Here is a 14,996-nt window from a genome sequence, read left to right as displayed (position 1 = left end):
GCAGCGACGGCTGTGCCTTGGGCGATCGCGCGCTTCGCGTCGAGCTCGGCGGCCATCTGCAATCTCGGCCGCCAGAACTGACTACTCGGCCGCCAGAACTGAGGTTTCGGCTGGACGCGGGGGACGCTTCGGCAGAAATGACACAAGCCCCGTCCAAAGGACGGGGCTTGTCAGAGAAGGTGCCTCAGAGGGAGGAAGCCTTCTTGGCGATCGCCGACTTGCGGTTGGCGGCCTGGTTCTTGTGGATGACGCCCTTGGAGACGGCCTTGTCGAGCTTCTTGGTGGCGACCTTGGCGGTCTCGACCGCGGTGTCCTTCTCGCCGGCCTCAGCGGCGGCGTGGAACTTGCGGATGACGGTCTTGAGCTCGCTCTTGACGGCCTTGTTGCGCTCGTGCGCCTTCTCGTTCTGCTTGTTGCGCTTGATCTGCGACTTGATGTTCGCCATGGGTGAATGATCTCCAGTGCTTCGACGTGTGGTGGTGCGAGCTCTCAATCCGGCCCCTCGGGGAAATGAGAGGGGAGAGGCCTACGCGAACACGCTTGCGGTCAAGATTACAGACTCGCGTCGTTTGGCCTCAAATCGCCGTACCTCACCTAGCTACTCCGGGGTAGGCTGTGGTGATCTCGGTCACGAGATTTCCGGCGGAACCCCCTGTTGCGGCTCGGCTCCAGCGTCTAGGGTCCCCCGCGCGGTCCCTCTCGTGCTAACCGCCCACCGTTCACCCCCACGCACACACTGCAGGCCAGGAGAATCATGCCGACCCAGTCCGCGATCGATCTCGCATTCCTCGACGAGATGCCGGCGAACTTCGCCCTTCACTTCCTCAACCGGGTCAAGGCGACCCCGAATGCGGAGGCGTTCCGCTATCCCGTGGTCGGCTCGACGACCGAGGCAGGCGAAGAGGAGTGGAAGTCGCTGACCTGGAAGGAGGCCAGCGACCTGGCCGGCCGCCTCGCCGCAGGCCTGGTCTCGCTCGGCCTCGACCTCGAGCAGCGGGTCGGCATCGCCTCGACCACCCGCTACGAGTGGATCATTGCCGACCTCGCGGTGATGCTCGCCGGCGGAGCGACCACGACGGTCTACCCGACGACCAACGTCGAGGACACCGCCTACATCCTGGGTGACGCCGAGTGCCGCTTCGTCTTCGCCGAGGACGACGGCCAGCTCGCCAAGATCGCCGAGAAGGCCGCCGACCTGCCCGAGATCGTCAAGGTCATCACCTTCGACGGCCAGACCGACGGTGAGCGGGTCATCGGCCTGGACGACCTCGCGGCGATCGGTGACAAGTACCTCGCCGACCACCCGGACCTGATCGACGAGACCGCCGCCAAGATCACCCCGGACCACCTGGCCACGCTGGTCTACACCTCCGGCACCACCGGCCGGCCCAAGGGCGTACGCCTGCTCCACCGCGCCTGGGTCTACGAGGGCGAGGCCGTCCGGGTCCGGGGCGACGTCCTGGGCCCCGACGACCTGCAGTTCCTGTGGCTGCCGATGTCCCACGTCTTCGGCAAGGTGCTGCTCTCGATCCAGATCGCCTGCGGCTTCCCGACCGCGATCGACGGCCGGATGGACAAGATCGTCGACAACCTCGGCATCGTGAAGCCGACCTTCATGGGCGCGGCCCCGCGCATCTTCGAGAAGGTCCACTCCAAGATCGTGATGATGACCGAGGCCGACGGCGGCATCAAGAAGAAGCTCTTCGACGCCGCCTTCGCCAACGGCATCGCCCGCGACCGGCTGCTGCGTGAGGGCAAGTCCGTGCCGACCGCGATCGCGCTCAAGCACGCCGTGCTCGACAAGCTGGTGCTCAGCAAGGTCCGTGACCGCTTCGGTGGCCGCGTACGGTTCTTCATCTCGGGCTCCGCCCCGCTCAACCGCGACATCGCCGAGTGGTTCCGGGCCGCCGGGATCCTGATCATGGAGGGTTACGGCTCGACCGAGAATGCCGCCGGTGCGGCGGTCGGCACCCTGGAGGAGAACAAGCTCGGCACCGTCGGCAAGGCGTTCCCGGGCAGCGAGGTGAAGATCGGCGACAACGACGAGCTGCTCATCCGCGGCCCGCACGTGATGCCGGGCTACCACAACCTGCCCGAGGAGACCGCCAAGGCGCTCGACGCGGAGGGCTGGTACCACACCGGCGACAAGGCCTCGATCGACGAAGAGGGCTACATCACCATCACCGGCCGGATCAAGGAGCTGTTCAAGACCTCGGGCGGAAAGTACGTCGCGCCGCCGGCGATCGAGTCGAAGTTCGCCGCGCTGTGCCCCTACTCCAGCCAGTTCCTGGTCTTCGGTGCCAACCGCAACTTCGTCACCGCGCTGATCACCCTCGACCCCGAGTCGATCACCGCATGGGGCGCCTCCCACGGTCTGGAGGGCAAGTCCTACGAGGAGATCGTCACCTCGCCGCAGGTGCGCGAGCTGATCGGCGGCTACGTCGACGAGCTCAACGCGGGCCTCAACCGCTGGGAGACCATCAAGAAGTGGGAGATCCTCGAGCACGACCTGACCGTCGAGAGCGGTGAGCTGACCCCGTCCCTGAAGGTCAAGCGCAACGTGGTCGAGGCGAAGGAGCAGGCGCGGATCGACGCCTTCTACGCAGGCTCCTGATCCCAGCTCTTAAACCCAGCCCTGGCGCTCAGCCAGCCAGTCCAGACACACCTCGCCCTGCCACCGCTGCATCCTGCGGAGGTGGGGCGAGGTCGTCTTGACCGGCTGGTCGGCGGCGGCCAGGAAGTAGCCGGCGAAGAGGGCCAGGACCGAGTCGACGGCCTCCGGTGCGGCCTTCGCCAGCAGCGGGTGCGTGGCCAGGAACGCCTCGGCGTCGAGGCCGTCACCGCGCGGCCCGACCAGCAGCAGGAGCGAGTCGATCCAGTCGGCGCCGAGGACCGGCCAGGTCCACTCGACCAGCAGGACACCACCGTCGGGGCGGATGAGGACGGTGTCGTCGCGTACGTCCAGGTGGACCAGTGTCTCGCCGGCGGTGTGCTCGGCGAAACCCGCCGCGAGCGCGGCCGCTCGGTCGGCATCCGGGTAGCCGGCCACGCGGTCCCACAGGGCCGGGTAGGTGGCGTGCTCCTCGGCGAACGTCGGCCAGCCGATGCCCGGGGCCGGGGTGAGCGCGGCGGCGGTCTCGACCAGTGCCTGCGAGACGATCTCGAGGTCCGAGGACGTCCACGGCCGCGACGGCAGCCGCGACTCGACGTACTCGAAGGCCAGGACCACCCACTCGCCGTCGTCGAACCACCTCAGCTTCGGGGCGGGGACCCAGCCGGCGAGCTTCTTCAGCTTCGCCGCCTCCTCGCGGTAGAGCGCCGCGGAGTCACGCTGCGCCTTGGCGGAGGCCGCCTTCACGAAGTGCTGGGAGCCGTCCTGGCAGGTCAGCACCGAGGCGAACCCCGGCGTGAACCCGGCCCCGTGCGACTCCGCCGAGACCACCGGCCCACCGCCGAGCCGCTTCTCGATCGATGACCGCAGGAAAGGTGGCAGGTGGGGCCACTCCAAACGGCGGGCGGTCTGCCCGTGCGGGATGTTCGTCGGGATCGCGCTCACGACCACATCCTTGTGTACGCCGGCGGTGATGCGCCAGCGCGCCACGGCACTAGGACATCGGCGGCTGGTCGAGATGCGCGGCGGGCTTGCCGGTGGCGACGTCCCAGGCGGCGACACCGTCCTCGGCAGAAGCGGTGTAGAGGATCTTGCCGTCCGGGCTGAAGATCACGTTCGCGCTGGGGCCCGCGGTCCGGGCAAGGTCACGGGATTCGCCCGTGCCGCCCAGGGCGGTGGGTGCCCACAGCATCAGCCCGGTCTCGTCGGTCCCGCCGGTGGCGGCCAACGAGCGAGAGTCGGGGGAGAAGGCGATGGCGGTGACCGGGTGACCGGGGAGGGTCTCGGCCGCCTCGAGCGTCTTGGCATCCCAGAGCGTCGGGTAGCCCTCGGTGGTCACCCCGGCGATCCAGCGCCCGTCCGGGCTCCAGACCGGGTCGGCGCCTCTCGCCGCCGCGACGGTGCCGACCTCGTCGCCCGAGTCGGCTTCGAGAATCGAGACCTTGTCGCCGGAGGCGACCGCCACCTGCGTGCCGTCGGGGCTGAACGAGATCGATCCGACACCGTTGCCGAGATCGGTGCTCGCCTGCTCGTCGCCGTCCTCGACCGACCAGATGATCAGGTCGCCCTCGAGACCAGCGCCGGCGACGAGCTCGCCGTCGGGGCTGAACGCGATCTCGCCGACCGGGCCGGCGTCGGTGACCTTCGGGTTCGGCAGGCCCTCGAGCCGCTGGACCTGCTTGTCGCCGTCCACCTCGACCAGCGCGATGTCCGAGCAGCCGACCTTCCTCGCCACGAGTGTGAGGTCCGGGCTGATGGCCCGGTAGCCGGTGTCGGAGATCGTCTCGTACGCACCACCGGCGGCGTTCCAGCGACAGGTGCCGTCGGTGCAGCTGGTTACGACGTACTTCCCCTCGGGGTCGGTGACCAGCGAGCCGGCGTCGACCCGCGACGGCATCGCTGCGGCGGCCAGGCTGATCGAGCCGCCGGACGTCCCGAGCGCGGAGATGTCACAGCCGTCCTGGTCGGGGTCGCTTGCGCACCCGGCCAGGAGCGCGGCGGCGAGCACGCCGATGAGCGGGACGCTGAGGACGTACGTTCGGGGTTTCATCGGTCCTTCTGAGAGATCGGTCAGGCGAACGAGGACACGTCGAAGTAGGCGACGGTGCCATCGGTGCAGGTGAGGCGGTCGAGACGACGGCCTCTGGTCTCGACGAGGTCTTGGCGGTCCCGGACCTTGTCGAGGGCTCGGAGCATGTCGTACTCGTCGTTGATACGCAGCACCGACCACGGATGTTGCTCGCTGCCGTCGCCGGTGGAGCGAATGCTGCGCAGGGCGGCCCCCGCGACCTGCCGCTCGCGCGCAGCGGCCCGGTCGTCGCCGGACTGCTCCAGCGCGGTGGCCGTCCGCAGGTGGACCGAGGGGCTGAAGATCGCTCCCGGCATGACCTGCCGCAGCTCGTCGGCGGCCGCTGCGTACGACCCCTCGGCGAGCAGCCTGTCGACTGGAGAAAGGTCGAGATCGGGGGTGAAGTTGGCCGAGCCGCGGACCGCGCGGCGAAGCGGCCCGAGGGTCTCAGGGCCGGGATCGTCGAGGTAGGCGGTGACCAGGTCGGCGTACGTCGTCACTTCGACTCCTCGAGGAGGCGGTTGAACTCCTCCTCGGTGAGATTGTTCAGGTAGTCACGGCCCGAGTTGCGGGCGTCCTTCTCGACGGGCTGGTTGTAGTACTCGTCGAAGGTGGCGCCGTTGTCGGTGCTCTTGTAGTCGTCGAAGTTCTCCTCCCACGACTCGGCCTGCTCCTCGGTGATGCCGTCGGCCTTGTGCTCGTCGAAGGGGTCGTCGTCCTCCCACCAGAACTGCCAGTCGTTCTTGTCGTCGATGGCCTCGTGCTGGCGACCGTGGCGGACCTCGTGGGCGACGGTGTTGATCAGCTGGCCGGGATCGTCGAGCACGTTGGGGTTGAGCGCCATCGTGGGCTCTTCGTCGCTCCAGTAGCCGTAGGTGATGCTGTTGTCGTCCCAGGTGTCGTTCGCCAGGTCGTCCCAGTCGATGGTGGGCATGTCGACGCCGCTCTCCTCGGCGATCTTCTTGACCATCTCCTCGAGCACGGCCTTGCGCTCCTCGATGCTGAGCGTCTCCCACTTCTCCGCGATGGCCGGGTCGATGTTGCCGTACTCGTCGCCTTGCTCGTCGATGCCGGTCGGCAGGCCGCGGGCGAGGATCGCGTCCACGCCGACGGCCTTGGCCAGCGCCTTCTCGATCTCGTCGGCGATCTCCTCGGCGACGTTCTGGCGGCTGGTGCCCCACTCCTCGGCCTCGTAGCGGCTCTTGAACGTCGGTGGGGTCGCGGTGCTGGTCACCGTGCCGTCGTCGCTGACGGTGAACTCCTGGGTCTTGGCCCGGTCGAGGATGCCTTGGACGAGGCGCTCGATGGCTTCGACCTCGGTCTCGGCGGTGTAGAGGGCCTTCTGCATCTCCTGTTTGGCGGTGATGTGGCTGCCGAGGTCCTTGACCAGGCCGTCGCGGTGACCGCGGGCCGCGTCGGCGGCCATCCCGGTCCAGGACTTGGCCACGCCGTTGGCCTCGAGCTCGTCGCGACTGGTCTCCAGCTTGCGGAGATCGGCCTTGAGACCGTCGCCGGCGTCACCCAACGGCGCCGCCTTCCAGGTCTTGACCTGGCCGAACGTGATCGCCATCAGACGAGCGCGGAGGCGTCGAAGTGGGCGAGGGTCCCGTCGGTGCAGGTGTGACGGTCGATCCGCCGCCCCCCGACCTCGAGGAGATCCTGGCGGCCCGGGACCTTGTCGAGGGCGCGGAGCAGGTCGTACTCGTCGTTGATCCGCAGCACGGTCCAGGGATGCTCCTCGGTGCCGTCGCCGGTCGCCCGGATGCTCCGCAGGGCGGCACTCGCCACCTGGCGCTCACGGGCAGCGGAGCGCTCCTCGCCGGAGCGTTCCAGCGCGGTCGCCAGGCGCAGGTGGGCCGACGGGCTGAAGATCGCCCCGGGCATGAGCGCCCGCAGCGCGGCCGCGGCCTCGGCGTAGGCGCCGTCGGCGAGCAGCTTGTCGATCGCAGCCAGGTCGAGGTCGACGGTGAAGTTGGCGGAGCTGCGGACCGCGCGTCGAAGCGGCCCCAGCGTCTCGGGGCCGGGGACGTCGAGGTAGGCGGTGACCAGGTCGGCGTACGTCGTCATTTCGACTCCTTCAGGAGGCGGTCGAGCTCAGCGGGCGTCAGGTTGTCGAGATATTCGCGACCGGACTTGCGGGCATCGGCCTCGACGGGTTGGTTGTAGTACTCGTCGTAGGTGGCGCCGTTGTCGGTGCTCTTGTAGTCGTCGAAGTTCTCCTCCCACGACTCGGCCTGCTTCTCGGTGATGCCGTCCTCCTCGTGCATGTCGAAGGGGTCGTCCTCCCACCAGAACTGGAAGTCGTTGTTGTCGTCGATGGCCTCGTACTGCCGGGCATGGCGCATCTCGTGAGCCACGGTGTGCAGGATGTCGGGATTGTCCACGTTGCCCGGATTGAGGTGCACGGTGTGGTCGTCCTCGCTCCAGTAGCCGTTGGTGCTGCCCTGCGCGTCCCAGACGATGTCCTCGACATCGACGCCGTACTCCTCGGCGAGCTCCTCGATCTTCTGGTCGATGATCGCCTTGCGTTCGGCCTCGGTGAGCTGGGCCCACCGCTCGGTGGTCTCGGGAGAGGCCATCCCGCGCTGATCGCGGGTCTGGTCGAGGTCCGCGTCGGTGCCGTCGGGGATACCGTCGGTGAGGATCTGGTCGACGCCGGCCGCCTTGGCGAGGGCGTCGGAGATGTCGTCGGCGATCTCCTGGGCGGTGGTGTTGCGGCTGTTGCCCCACTCTTCGGCCTCGTAGCGGTTGTGGAAGGTGGGTGGGGTGGCGGTGCTGGTGACCGTGCCGTCGTCGGCGACGGTGAACTCCTGGGTCTTGGCGCGGTCCAGGATGCCTTGGACGAGGCGCTCGATGGCTTCGACCTGGGTCTCGGCGGAGTAGAGGGCCTTCTGCATACCCTGTTTGCCGGTGATGTGGGTGCTGAGGTTCTTGACCAGGGAGTCGCGGTGACCGCGGGCCGCGTCGGCGGCGACACCGGTCCAGGACTTGGCCACGCCGTTGGCCTCGAGCTCGTCGCGGCTGGTCTCCAGGTTTCGGAGGTCGGCCTTGAGACCGTCGCCGGCGTCACCCAACGGTGCTGCCTTCCAGGTCTTCACCTGGCCGAACGTGATCGCCATCAGTTCGGGCCCATGACCTTTCCGCCCTTCTCGCCGGAGGCCTTGTCAGCGGCCTCGAACTCGTCGAGAGCCTTCTGCATCTCCGCGGCGAGCTTCTGGGAGCTGTCGGCCGCGGCCTTCGTCTCGTCGGTCCAGCGGGTGCCGAGATCGGACAGGTAGCCGACCGACTCCGCCCCGGGGACCGCAGCGCCCGCCTTGGTCAGGTAACCGGCGGAATCGGCTTTGCGTACGGCGCTCTCGGCGTCCGTGGCGATGCCGATGGATGTCTTCATGTCCTTGGGGACGACATGAATTTCGCTCATGGTCTGCTGGTCCTCCTGGGCCCGAACGGGAGACGGCTAGGGCGTGTCTTCACAACAGACACGCCCTAGCCCGGAGACCCTAACGGAAACTCGGGTCCAGCGTCTTCGTAAAAAGAGCACCGCCGTCGATGTCCCGGAGGGTAACGGTGAGCTGCTGCGTACGTCCGTCGATCTCGACCTCGCCGAAGAACTGGAAGCCGTCGGCGGGTGAGGTGTTGGCGGCCGGGGGAGCGGCCACGAACTCGGCGGCCGGACCGAAGGTCGAGTCGAGCTTGTTGGGGCCGAAGGCGCCGGCGTTGAGCGGGCCGGAGACGAACTCCCAGAACGGGTCGAAGTCCTGGTAGGCGGCGCGGTTCGGGTCGTAGGAGTGAGCCGCCGTGTAGTGGACGTCGGCGGTCAGCCAGACGTGGTTGCGGATGCCGAGGCGCTTGAGCCCGGTGAGCACCTTGGCGATGTCGAGCTCGCGGCCGAGCGGGGCGCCGGCGTCGCCCTGGGAGATGCCCTCCTGCAGGGTGCCGTCGGGGACGACCAGGCCGATCGGCAGGTCGGCCGCGATGACCTTCCAGGTGGCGCGGGAGGCGGCCAGCTCGCGCAGCAGCCACCTCGTCTGACGCTCACCGAGCACGCCGCCGTCGGCGCTCGTCTCGGCGTCGGTCGTGTTGGCGTCCTTGTGGGTGCGCATGTCGAGGACGAACAGGTCCATGAGCGGGCCGTAGGAGAGCTTGCGGTAGATCCGGCCGTCGGGGTCGGGGGAGGCGTCGCCGACCGGGATGTACTCGTGGAAGGCCTGCTTCGCGCGGGCCGCGAGGACATCCACGCGGCGCTCGGTGTAGCGGCCGTCGTCGGGGAGGATCTCGCCCGGGTACCAGTTGTTGGTGACCTCGTGATCGTCCCACTGCGCCACGATCGGCGTCTGGGCGAGGAACGCGCGCCAGTTGTCGGCGAGCAGGTTGTAGGCGAACTGCCCGCGGAACTCGGTCAGTGTCTCGGCGACCTTGTGCTTCTCGTCGGTGACGATGTTGTTCCAGACCCGTCCGTCGGGGAGGGTCACGGTCGAGGTGAGCGGGCCGTCGGCGTAGACGTTGTCGCCGGAGCTCAGGAAGAAGTCGGCCTCGCGCGCCGCCATCGCGGGTGCGATCCGGAAGCCGCCGAAGTCGGGGTTGGCACCCCAGCCCTGGCCGGCGATGTCACCGGACCACAGGAACCGGATGTCCTGGCGCTTGCTCGGCGCCGTACGGAGACGGCCCAGCTCCCAGGCGCTGCCGCGGCGCGGGTCGTCGGGGTCGACGGCACGGACCCGGTAGAAGTAGTCGCATCCCGCCTCGAGACCGTCGACCTTCAGCTCACCGGTGAAGTCGCTCCTCGCGGTCACCACGGGCCCGCTGACCGGGCGGGCCCGGCGGAAGGACTCGTCGGCCGAGATCTCGGCGACCAGGCGCGAGGTCTTGTCCGCGCGGCTCCACAGGACCCCGCCCCGGGCGCCGACGTCGCCGGACTGGACGCCGTGGGTGAGGCTCGGACGGTTGCTCCGTACGAAATGGGCAGGGCCGAAGGCGGGGGCTGCGTGGGCGGTGGTTGCGGTCGTGGGGATGACGAGTCCGGCACCGGCGGCGGCACCGAGGCCGAGGACGGAGCGGCGGTTGAGTGGGGTCATGGACCAAACCTGCCGATCCCGGCGGAACGACCGGTGAGTTCCGCGGGTCCTGTCAGTGAACACGTACGCGATGGATGCCGGCTCCGGATGAAACAGAAACTTCTTTTCACCCGGGTGTCGAGATCGCCCGGCGGGCTCCGAGAGAGGGGTGAAGGCCGGATACGCCGGCCACACCCTGAGGAGCGACAACATGAACGACGAGTACGCCATGCCCGCACTGCCTGCACCGAGCTCCGGCATCCGCGTCCTGGACCGGCTCATCGGCACCTGGAAGGTGACCGGAGGGGCGGAGGGTGAGGTCACCTACCGCTGGATGGAAGGCGGCTACTTCCTGCTGCAGGACGTACGTCTGGAGCAGTTCGGCCAGGTCACGACGGGGATCGAGGTGATCGGCAACCTGCGCCCGTTCGGCGAGGAGCCGAGCGCCGACGTGCACTCGCGCTACTACGACAACACCGGCGCCACTCTCGACTACGTCTACGAGCTCGACGGCGACACCCTCACCATCTGGGGCGGAGAGAAGGGATCGCCGGTGAAGTTCGTCGGCACTTTCGACGAGACCGGTGACGTGATGTCCGGCGAGTGGGACTACGCCGGACAGGGCGGCTACGAGTCGACGATGACCCGGGCCTGATCCGCGCGCCGCAGTAGGTAGTCGCGTTCGGCCTCATTGGCGGTCAGGTTCGCAGCCGCCCGGAACTGGGCGGCTGCGGACGGATCGCGCTGCTGGTCCAGCAGGTGTGCCCGCACCGCCAGGACCCGCTGCGCGGTCAGTGGATCGTCGGCGAGGCCGTGCTCGGTGTCGAGCTCGTCCAGCAGTTGCAGGCCGACCACCGGGCCGAACGCGTGAGCCGCCGCGACCACCCGGCCCAGGCGGACCGGTGCGGTGGGCAGCGTACGTTCCAGCAGCAGGTAGAGGCCGAGGATCTCTCGCCAGTCGGTGTCCGCGGCGGACTCTGCGTGGGCATGGACGCCGGCGATCGCCGCCTGGATCAGGAAGGGCCCGGAATCGCTCCGGCCCCACACCTCCTCCAGCACGGCCAGCCCCTCCTCGATCAGCGCGCGATCCCAGCGGGAGCGATCCTGCTCGGCCAGCGGCACCAGGCCGAGATCCGGGTCGGTGCGCGCCGGCCGCCGCGCCTCGGTGAGCAGCATCAGCGCCAGCAGACCGGCGACCTCGGGCTCGCCGGGAGCGATCCGGGCGAGCATCCGGGTCAGCCGGATCGACTCGTGTGCCAGGTTGATCCGGCCCAGCTCGGAGCCGGCAGTGGCGGTGTAGCCCTCGTTGAAGACGAGGTAGAGCACGTCGAGTACGGCCCCTATCCGATCGGCGCGCTCGGCCTCCCCAGTCGGTGTGAACCGGGCGCCGGCCTTCCACAGCGTCTGCTTCGCCCGGCTGATCCGGGTGCCCATGGTGTTCTCCGGAACGCCGTACGCATGGGCGATCTCGGTCGTCGTCAGACCGCCCACGGCGCGCAGCGTGAGCGCCACCTGTCCGGTCCGCGACAGCGCCGGATGACAGCACAGCAGCAACAGCGTCAGGCTGTCGTCGGTCTCCGCTGCCGGGCCGGCCGGCGTGACCACCTCGGCGATCCCCACCTGGAGCTCGCGGCGACGGGCCGCCTGCTCGGAGCGGAGCAGGTCCACCATCCGCCGGTAGCCGATCCTGGTCAGCCACGAGCGCGGGTTCTCCGGAACGCCGTCGCGCGCCCACTGGGTGCTGGCGTCCAGCAGAGCCTCCTGGACCGCGTCCTCGGCCGCCTCGAACCGGCCGAAGCGGCGGACCAGGGCGCTCAGGACGTACGGCGCCTCGGTCCGCAGGAGATCCTCGAGCGCCGCCGGTTCGGTCATGCCGACAGAGCCTAGTTACGGGGACTAGTTTCGGGGTATGAAGTATCTGATGCTGGGTTACACGCCCGCCGACGCGTGGGACCCCTCCGAGACGGCCTCCGAGGAGGCGCTCGAGGCGTTCGCGGAGTACCAGAGGTTCGAGCAGGAGCTGGTGGCCAGTGGCGAGCTGGTCAGCACGGAAGGTCTGGGGCACCCGGCGGTGTCGGTCACGGTGCGGCCGGGCGATAACGGGCCGGTCGCGACTGACGGCCCGTTCGCCGAGCTGAAGGAAGTTCTGGCCAGCTTCGCGATCATCGACGTGGCCAGCCAGGAGCGCGCCATCGACATCGTGTCGCGGATCGTCGCGGTCCTCGGGGAGCCGATCGAGATCCGGCCGGTGATGGGAGACGACTTCGCGCAGGTGTGACCCGAGGGGGATGCGGGTGGCAGTATCTGCGGTGATGTCGGCAAGAAGGAACACCTACGCCGCTGTGCTGCTGCTCCTGGTGGCGCCGGTGCTGTTCGGCTGCGCCACCGAGCCCCCGGCCGAGGCGGAGTCCGCCTCGCCGTCGACGTCCGCGAGCACGGAGCCCCAGACCTCGGCGAGCGCGCCACCACGCGCGCCCGAGTCCCTCGAGATCCCGACCGTTCCGCCCGCCGAGGACCGCGGGATCGTCGAGGGTGGTGACCTCAGCTGGCCGCAGTGCCCCGAGGGGATGGGCATCAAGGAGCGTCGGACGCTGGGGCTGCCGATGCCGCTCGACTCGGCGGAGTACGTGGTCATCGGGCTCACCAACGGCCCGGCGTTCACCCCCAACCCGTGCCTGGCCTCGCAGGTCGAGTGGGCCAAGACGAACAAGCTGATGATCTCGGCCTATGCGGTCGTCTCCTACCCCACCGCGGCCGATCTCCGCGAGCACGGCGAGGACGGCCCCGGCGATCCGGACACGAAGATCGGCCGGCTGACCAACGTCGGCTACCAGCAGGCGCGGTGGAACCTCGAGACGATGAAGCGCGCGGGCCTCGAGTCGCCCTCGGTCTGGATGGACGTCGAGCCGGTCCCCGACTGGGAGTGGTCCGACGACGTCGAGGCCAACCAGGCGGTGGTCCAGGGCGCCCTGGCCGGCTACCAGGAAGCCGGGAAGCGGGCCGGGGTCTACTCGATCGAGGGCCTGTGGACGCCGATCGTCGGCGATCTGCAGCTGCAGCTGCCCGAGTGGCGCCCCGCGGGCGAGGCATCGCGGGCCGCGGCTCTGGAGCGGTGCGGTGGCGAGTGGATGTTCCAGGGCGGTGCGGCGGTGATGGTGCAGTGGCTCGAGAACGGTCGCGACCGCAACGTGACCTGCCCGGGCGAGTCGGTGCAGCTGCCGCTTTGGTTCCATCAGTACTGAGCGTGGGAGGATGACCCTCATCATGAGTGCTGCCCCGAAGCCCGGCTCCACGCCCCCGGCGATCATCCGCAACTTCTGCATCATCGCCCACATCGACCACGGCAAGTCGACGTTGGCCGACCGGATGCTGCAGCTGACCGGTGTGGTCGACGAGCGTGCCGCGCGGGCGCAGTACCTCGACCGGATGGACATCGAGCGCGAGCGCGGGATCACGATCAAGTCCCAGGCCGTGCGGATGCCGTGGACGGTCACCGAGGGCCAGGAGAACGCGGTCGAGGGCGAGACGTACGTCCTCAACATGATCGACACCCCCGGCCACGTCGACTTCACCTACGAGGTGTCCCGGTCGCTGCAGGCGTGCGAGGCGGCGATCCTGCTCGTCGACGCGGCGCAGGGCATCGAGGCGCAGACCCTGGCCAACCTCTACCTGGCGATGGGTGCCGACCTGCACATCATCCCGGTGCTCAACAAGATCGACCTGCCCTCCGCCAACCCGGAGAAGTACGCCCTGGAGCTGGCCAACCTCGTCGGCTGTGAGCCCGAGGACGTACTCCAGGTCTCGGCGAAGACCGGGCTGGGCGTCGAGGGGCTGCTCAACGAGATCGTGGCCCAGACCCCGGCTCCCGTCGGCGACCCGGACGCCCCCGCGCGGGCGCTGATCTTCGACTCCGTCTACGACACCTACCGCGGCGTGGTGACGTACGTCCGGGTCTTCGACGGCAAGCTGACCCACCGCGACAAGATCAAGATGATGTCGACCGGCGCGGTCCACGAGATGCTCGAGCTCGGAGTGATCAGCCCGGAGCCGGTCAAGGCCGACCACATCGGCGTCGGCGAGACCGGATACCTGATCACCGGCGTGAAGGACGTGCGCCAGTCGCGCGTGGGTGACACGGTCACCGGCAACAACCGTCCGGCCAAGGAGATGCTCGGCGGCTACTCCCACCCCAACCCGATGGTCTTCGCCGGGCTCTACCCGATCGACGGCGACCAGTACCCGGTGCTGCGTGAGGCGCTCGACAAGCTGCAGCTCAACGATGCGGCCCTGACGTACGAGCCGGAGACCTCGGGCGCGCTCGGCTTCGGCTTCCGCGTCGGGTTCCTCGGCCTGCTGCACATGGAGATCACCCGTGACCGCCTCGAGCGCGAGTTCAACCTCGACCTCATCTCGACGGCTCCCAACGTGGTCTACGACGTGATCATGGAGGACGGCACCGAGCACATCGTCACCAACCCCTCGGAGTTCCCCGAGGGCAAGATCCGCGAGGTGCGCGAGCCGGTCGTCAACGCGACCATCCTCTCGCCGTCCGACTACATCGGCACGATCATGGAGCTGTGCCAGAAGAAGCGCGGCACCCTCGGCGGCATGGACTACCTCTCCGAGGACCGCGTCGAGATGCGCTACGTCCTGCCCATGGGCGAGATCGCCTTCGACTTCTTCGACCAGCTCAAGTCCTCGACCAAGGGGTACGCCTCGCTGAACTACGAGTTCAGCGGCGATCAGGCCGCCGACCTGGTCAAGGTCGACATCCTGCTCCAGGGCGAGCCCGTCGACGCGTTCTCCGCGATCGTCCACCGCGACGCCGCCTACGGCTACGGCGTGATGATGGCCGGCAAGCTCAAGGAGCTCATCCCGCGCCAGCAGTTCGAGGTGCCCATCCAGGCCGCCATCGGCGCTCGCGTCATCGCGCGCGAGACCATCCGCGCCATCCGCAAGGACGTCCTCGCCAAGTGCTACGGCGGCGACATCTCGCGTAAGCGCAAGCTGCTCGAGAAGCAGAAGGAGGGCAAGAAGCGGATGAAGATGGTCGGCCGCGTCGAGGTCCCCCAGGAGGCCTTCGTCGCCGCTCTCTCCACCACCCAGCCTTCTACGGACAAGACCGCCGGGAAGAAGTGAAGCCCCGCTGGTCGAGCCGCTCGCCTCGCTGGTCGAGCCGCTTGCCCCCGCTGGTCGAGCCGCCGGAGCCGCTAGGCGGAGGCGTGTCGAGACCAACACAGTCGCTTCTGAGCGAAACCTCGCT

15 protein-coding genes are annotated in these 14,996 nt (G+C 68.7%); 5 read left to right on the top strand and 10 right to left on the bottom strand.

Annotated elements, in window-relative coordinates; genetic code table 11:
- Positions 1–184: 184 nt before the first annotated feature.
- On the bottom strand, positions 185–445 hold the full coding sequence (gene rpsT, locus ABZ796_RS16225) for a 30S ribosomal protein S20 (RefSeq protein ID WP_357338193.1): 261 nt from the start codon (positions 443–445) through the stop codon (positions 185–187).
- 309 nt (positions 446–754) lie between these two features.
- Between rpsT and ABZ796_RS16220 the strand changes: the two genes are divergently transcribed.
- Positions 755–2,614: a long-chain fatty acid--CoA ligase gene (locus ABZ796_RS16220; RefSeq protein WP_357338192.1), complete on the top strand. Its 1,860-nt coding sequence runs from the start codon at positions 755–757 to the stop codon at positions 2,612–2,614.
- A 9-nt stretch (positions 2,615–2,623) separates the two neighbouring features.
- Here the strand turns inward: ABZ796_RS16220 and ABZ796_RS16215 are convergent, their stop codons facing one another.
- From ABZ796_RS16215 to ABZ796_RS16180, 8 genes are all read right to left on the bottom strand, one after another.
- A complete protein-coding gene (locus ABZ796_RS16215; RefSeq protein WP_357338190.1) occupies positions 2,624–3,556 on the bottom strand; it encodes a hypothetical protein in 933 nt (310 codons plus the stop codon).
- Positions 3,557–3,605: 49 nt separating this feature from the next.
- Entirely contained in the window at positions 3,606–4,661 is a 1,056-nt protein-coding gene (locus tag ABZ796_RS16210) for a hypothetical protein (RefSeq protein ID WP_357338189.1), read from the bottom strand.
- A 20-nt stretch (positions 4,662–4,681) separates the two neighbouring features.
- On the bottom strand, positions 4,682–5,179 hold the full coding sequence (locus ABZ796_RS16205) for a DUF4919 domain-containing protein (RefSeq protein WP_357338188.1): 498 nt from the start codon (positions 5,177–5,179) through the stop codon (positions 4,682–4,684).
- Positions 5,176–6,249 carry a hypothetical protein gene (locus tag ABZ796_RS16200; protein WP_357338186.1) on the bottom strand — a complete coding sequence of 358 codons (1,074 nt, stop codon included), beginning with the start codon at positions 6,247–6,249 and terminating at the stop codon, positions 5,176–5,178. Before ABZ796_RS16200 ends, ABZ796_RS16205 begins: the two co-directional genes overlap by 4 nt.
- Positions 6,249–6,746, bottom strand: coding sequence for a DUF4919 domain-containing protein (locus ABZ796_RS16195; RefSeq protein WP_357338185.1), 498 nt, complete (start codon positions 6,744–6,746; stop codon positions 6,249–6,251). The genes ABZ796_RS16200 and ABZ796_RS16195 overlap by 1 nt, the downstream gene beginning before the upstream one ends.
- The gene (locus ABZ796_RS16190) at positions 6,743–7,798 is read right to left on the bottom strand and encodes a hypothetical protein (protein WP_357338184.1); all 1,056 of its coding nucleotides are present in this window, start codon (positions 7,796–7,798) and stop codon (positions 6,743–6,745) included. Before ABZ796_RS16190 ends, ABZ796_RS16195 begins: the two co-directional genes overlap by 4 nt.
- Positions 7,798–8,100: a hypothetical protein gene (locus tag ABZ796_RS16185; RefSeq protein WP_357338183.1), complete on the bottom strand. Its 303-nt coding sequence runs from the start codon at positions 8,098–8,100 to the stop codon at positions 7,798–7,800. Before ABZ796_RS16185 ends, ABZ796_RS16190 begins: the two co-directional genes overlap by 1 nt.
- Positions 8,101–8,179: 79 nt before the next feature.
- Entirely contained in the window at positions 8,180–9,754 is a 1,575-nt protein-coding gene (locus ABZ796_RS16180) for an alkaline phosphatase D family protein (RefSeq protein WP_357338181.1), read from the bottom strand.
- Between the two features lie 190 nt (positions 9,755–9,944).
- Between ABZ796_RS16180 and ABZ796_RS16175 the strand changes: the two genes are divergently transcribed.
- Positions 9,945–10,388, top strand: coding sequence for a hypothetical protein (locus ABZ796_RS16175; protein WP_357338180.1), 444 nt, complete (start codon positions 9,945–9,947; stop codon positions 10,386–10,388).
- On the opposite strand, the gene ABZ796_RS16170 is transcribed toward ABZ796_RS16175, so the two are convergent.
- On the bottom strand, positions 10,361–11,605 hold the full coding sequence (locus ABZ796_RS16170; RefSeq protein ID WP_357338178.1) for a sigma-70 family RNA polymerase sigma factor: 1,245 nt from the start codon (positions 11,603–11,605) through the stop codon (positions 10,361–10,363). The two genes, ABZ796_RS16175 and ABZ796_RS16170, sit on opposite strands and share 28 nt — an antisense overlap.
- Before the next feature lie 37 nt (positions 11,606–11,642).
- On the opposite strand from ABZ796_RS16170, the gene ABZ796_RS16165 reads away from it, so the two are divergent.
- Genes ABZ796_RS16165 through lepA form a run of 3 tightly spaced genes read left to right on the top strand, consistent with a single transcriptional unit; the run spans position 11,643 to position 14,872 of the window.
- Positions 11,643–12,011, top strand: a complete 369-nt coding sequence (locus ABZ796_RS16165; protein ID WP_357338177.1) for a YciI family protein — start codon at positions 11,643–11,645, stop codon at positions 12,009–12,011.
- Between the two features lie 16 nt (positions 12,012–12,027).
- Positions 12,028–12,975: a hypothetical protein gene (locus ABZ796_RS16160; protein WP_357338176.1), complete on the top strand. Its 948-nt coding sequence runs from the start codon at positions 12,028–12,030 to the stop codon at positions 12,973–12,975.
- 22 nt (positions 12,976–12,997) lie between these two features.
- Entirely contained in the window at positions 12,998–14,872 is a 1,875-nt protein-coding gene (lepA, locus tag ABZ796_RS16155; RefSeq protein ID WP_357338175.1) for a translation elongation factor 4, read from the top strand.
- Positions 14,873–14,996 lie beyond the last annotated feature (124 nt).

The organism is Nocardioides sp. NPDC047086 (genome assembly GCF_040643685.1).
GTDB lineage: Bacteria > Actinomycetota > Actinomycetes > Propionibacteriales > Nocardioidaceae > Nocardioides.
The sequence above is the reverse complement of the archived record's forward strand: the minus strand, read 5'-3'. Positions and strand labels throughout refer to the sequence as shown.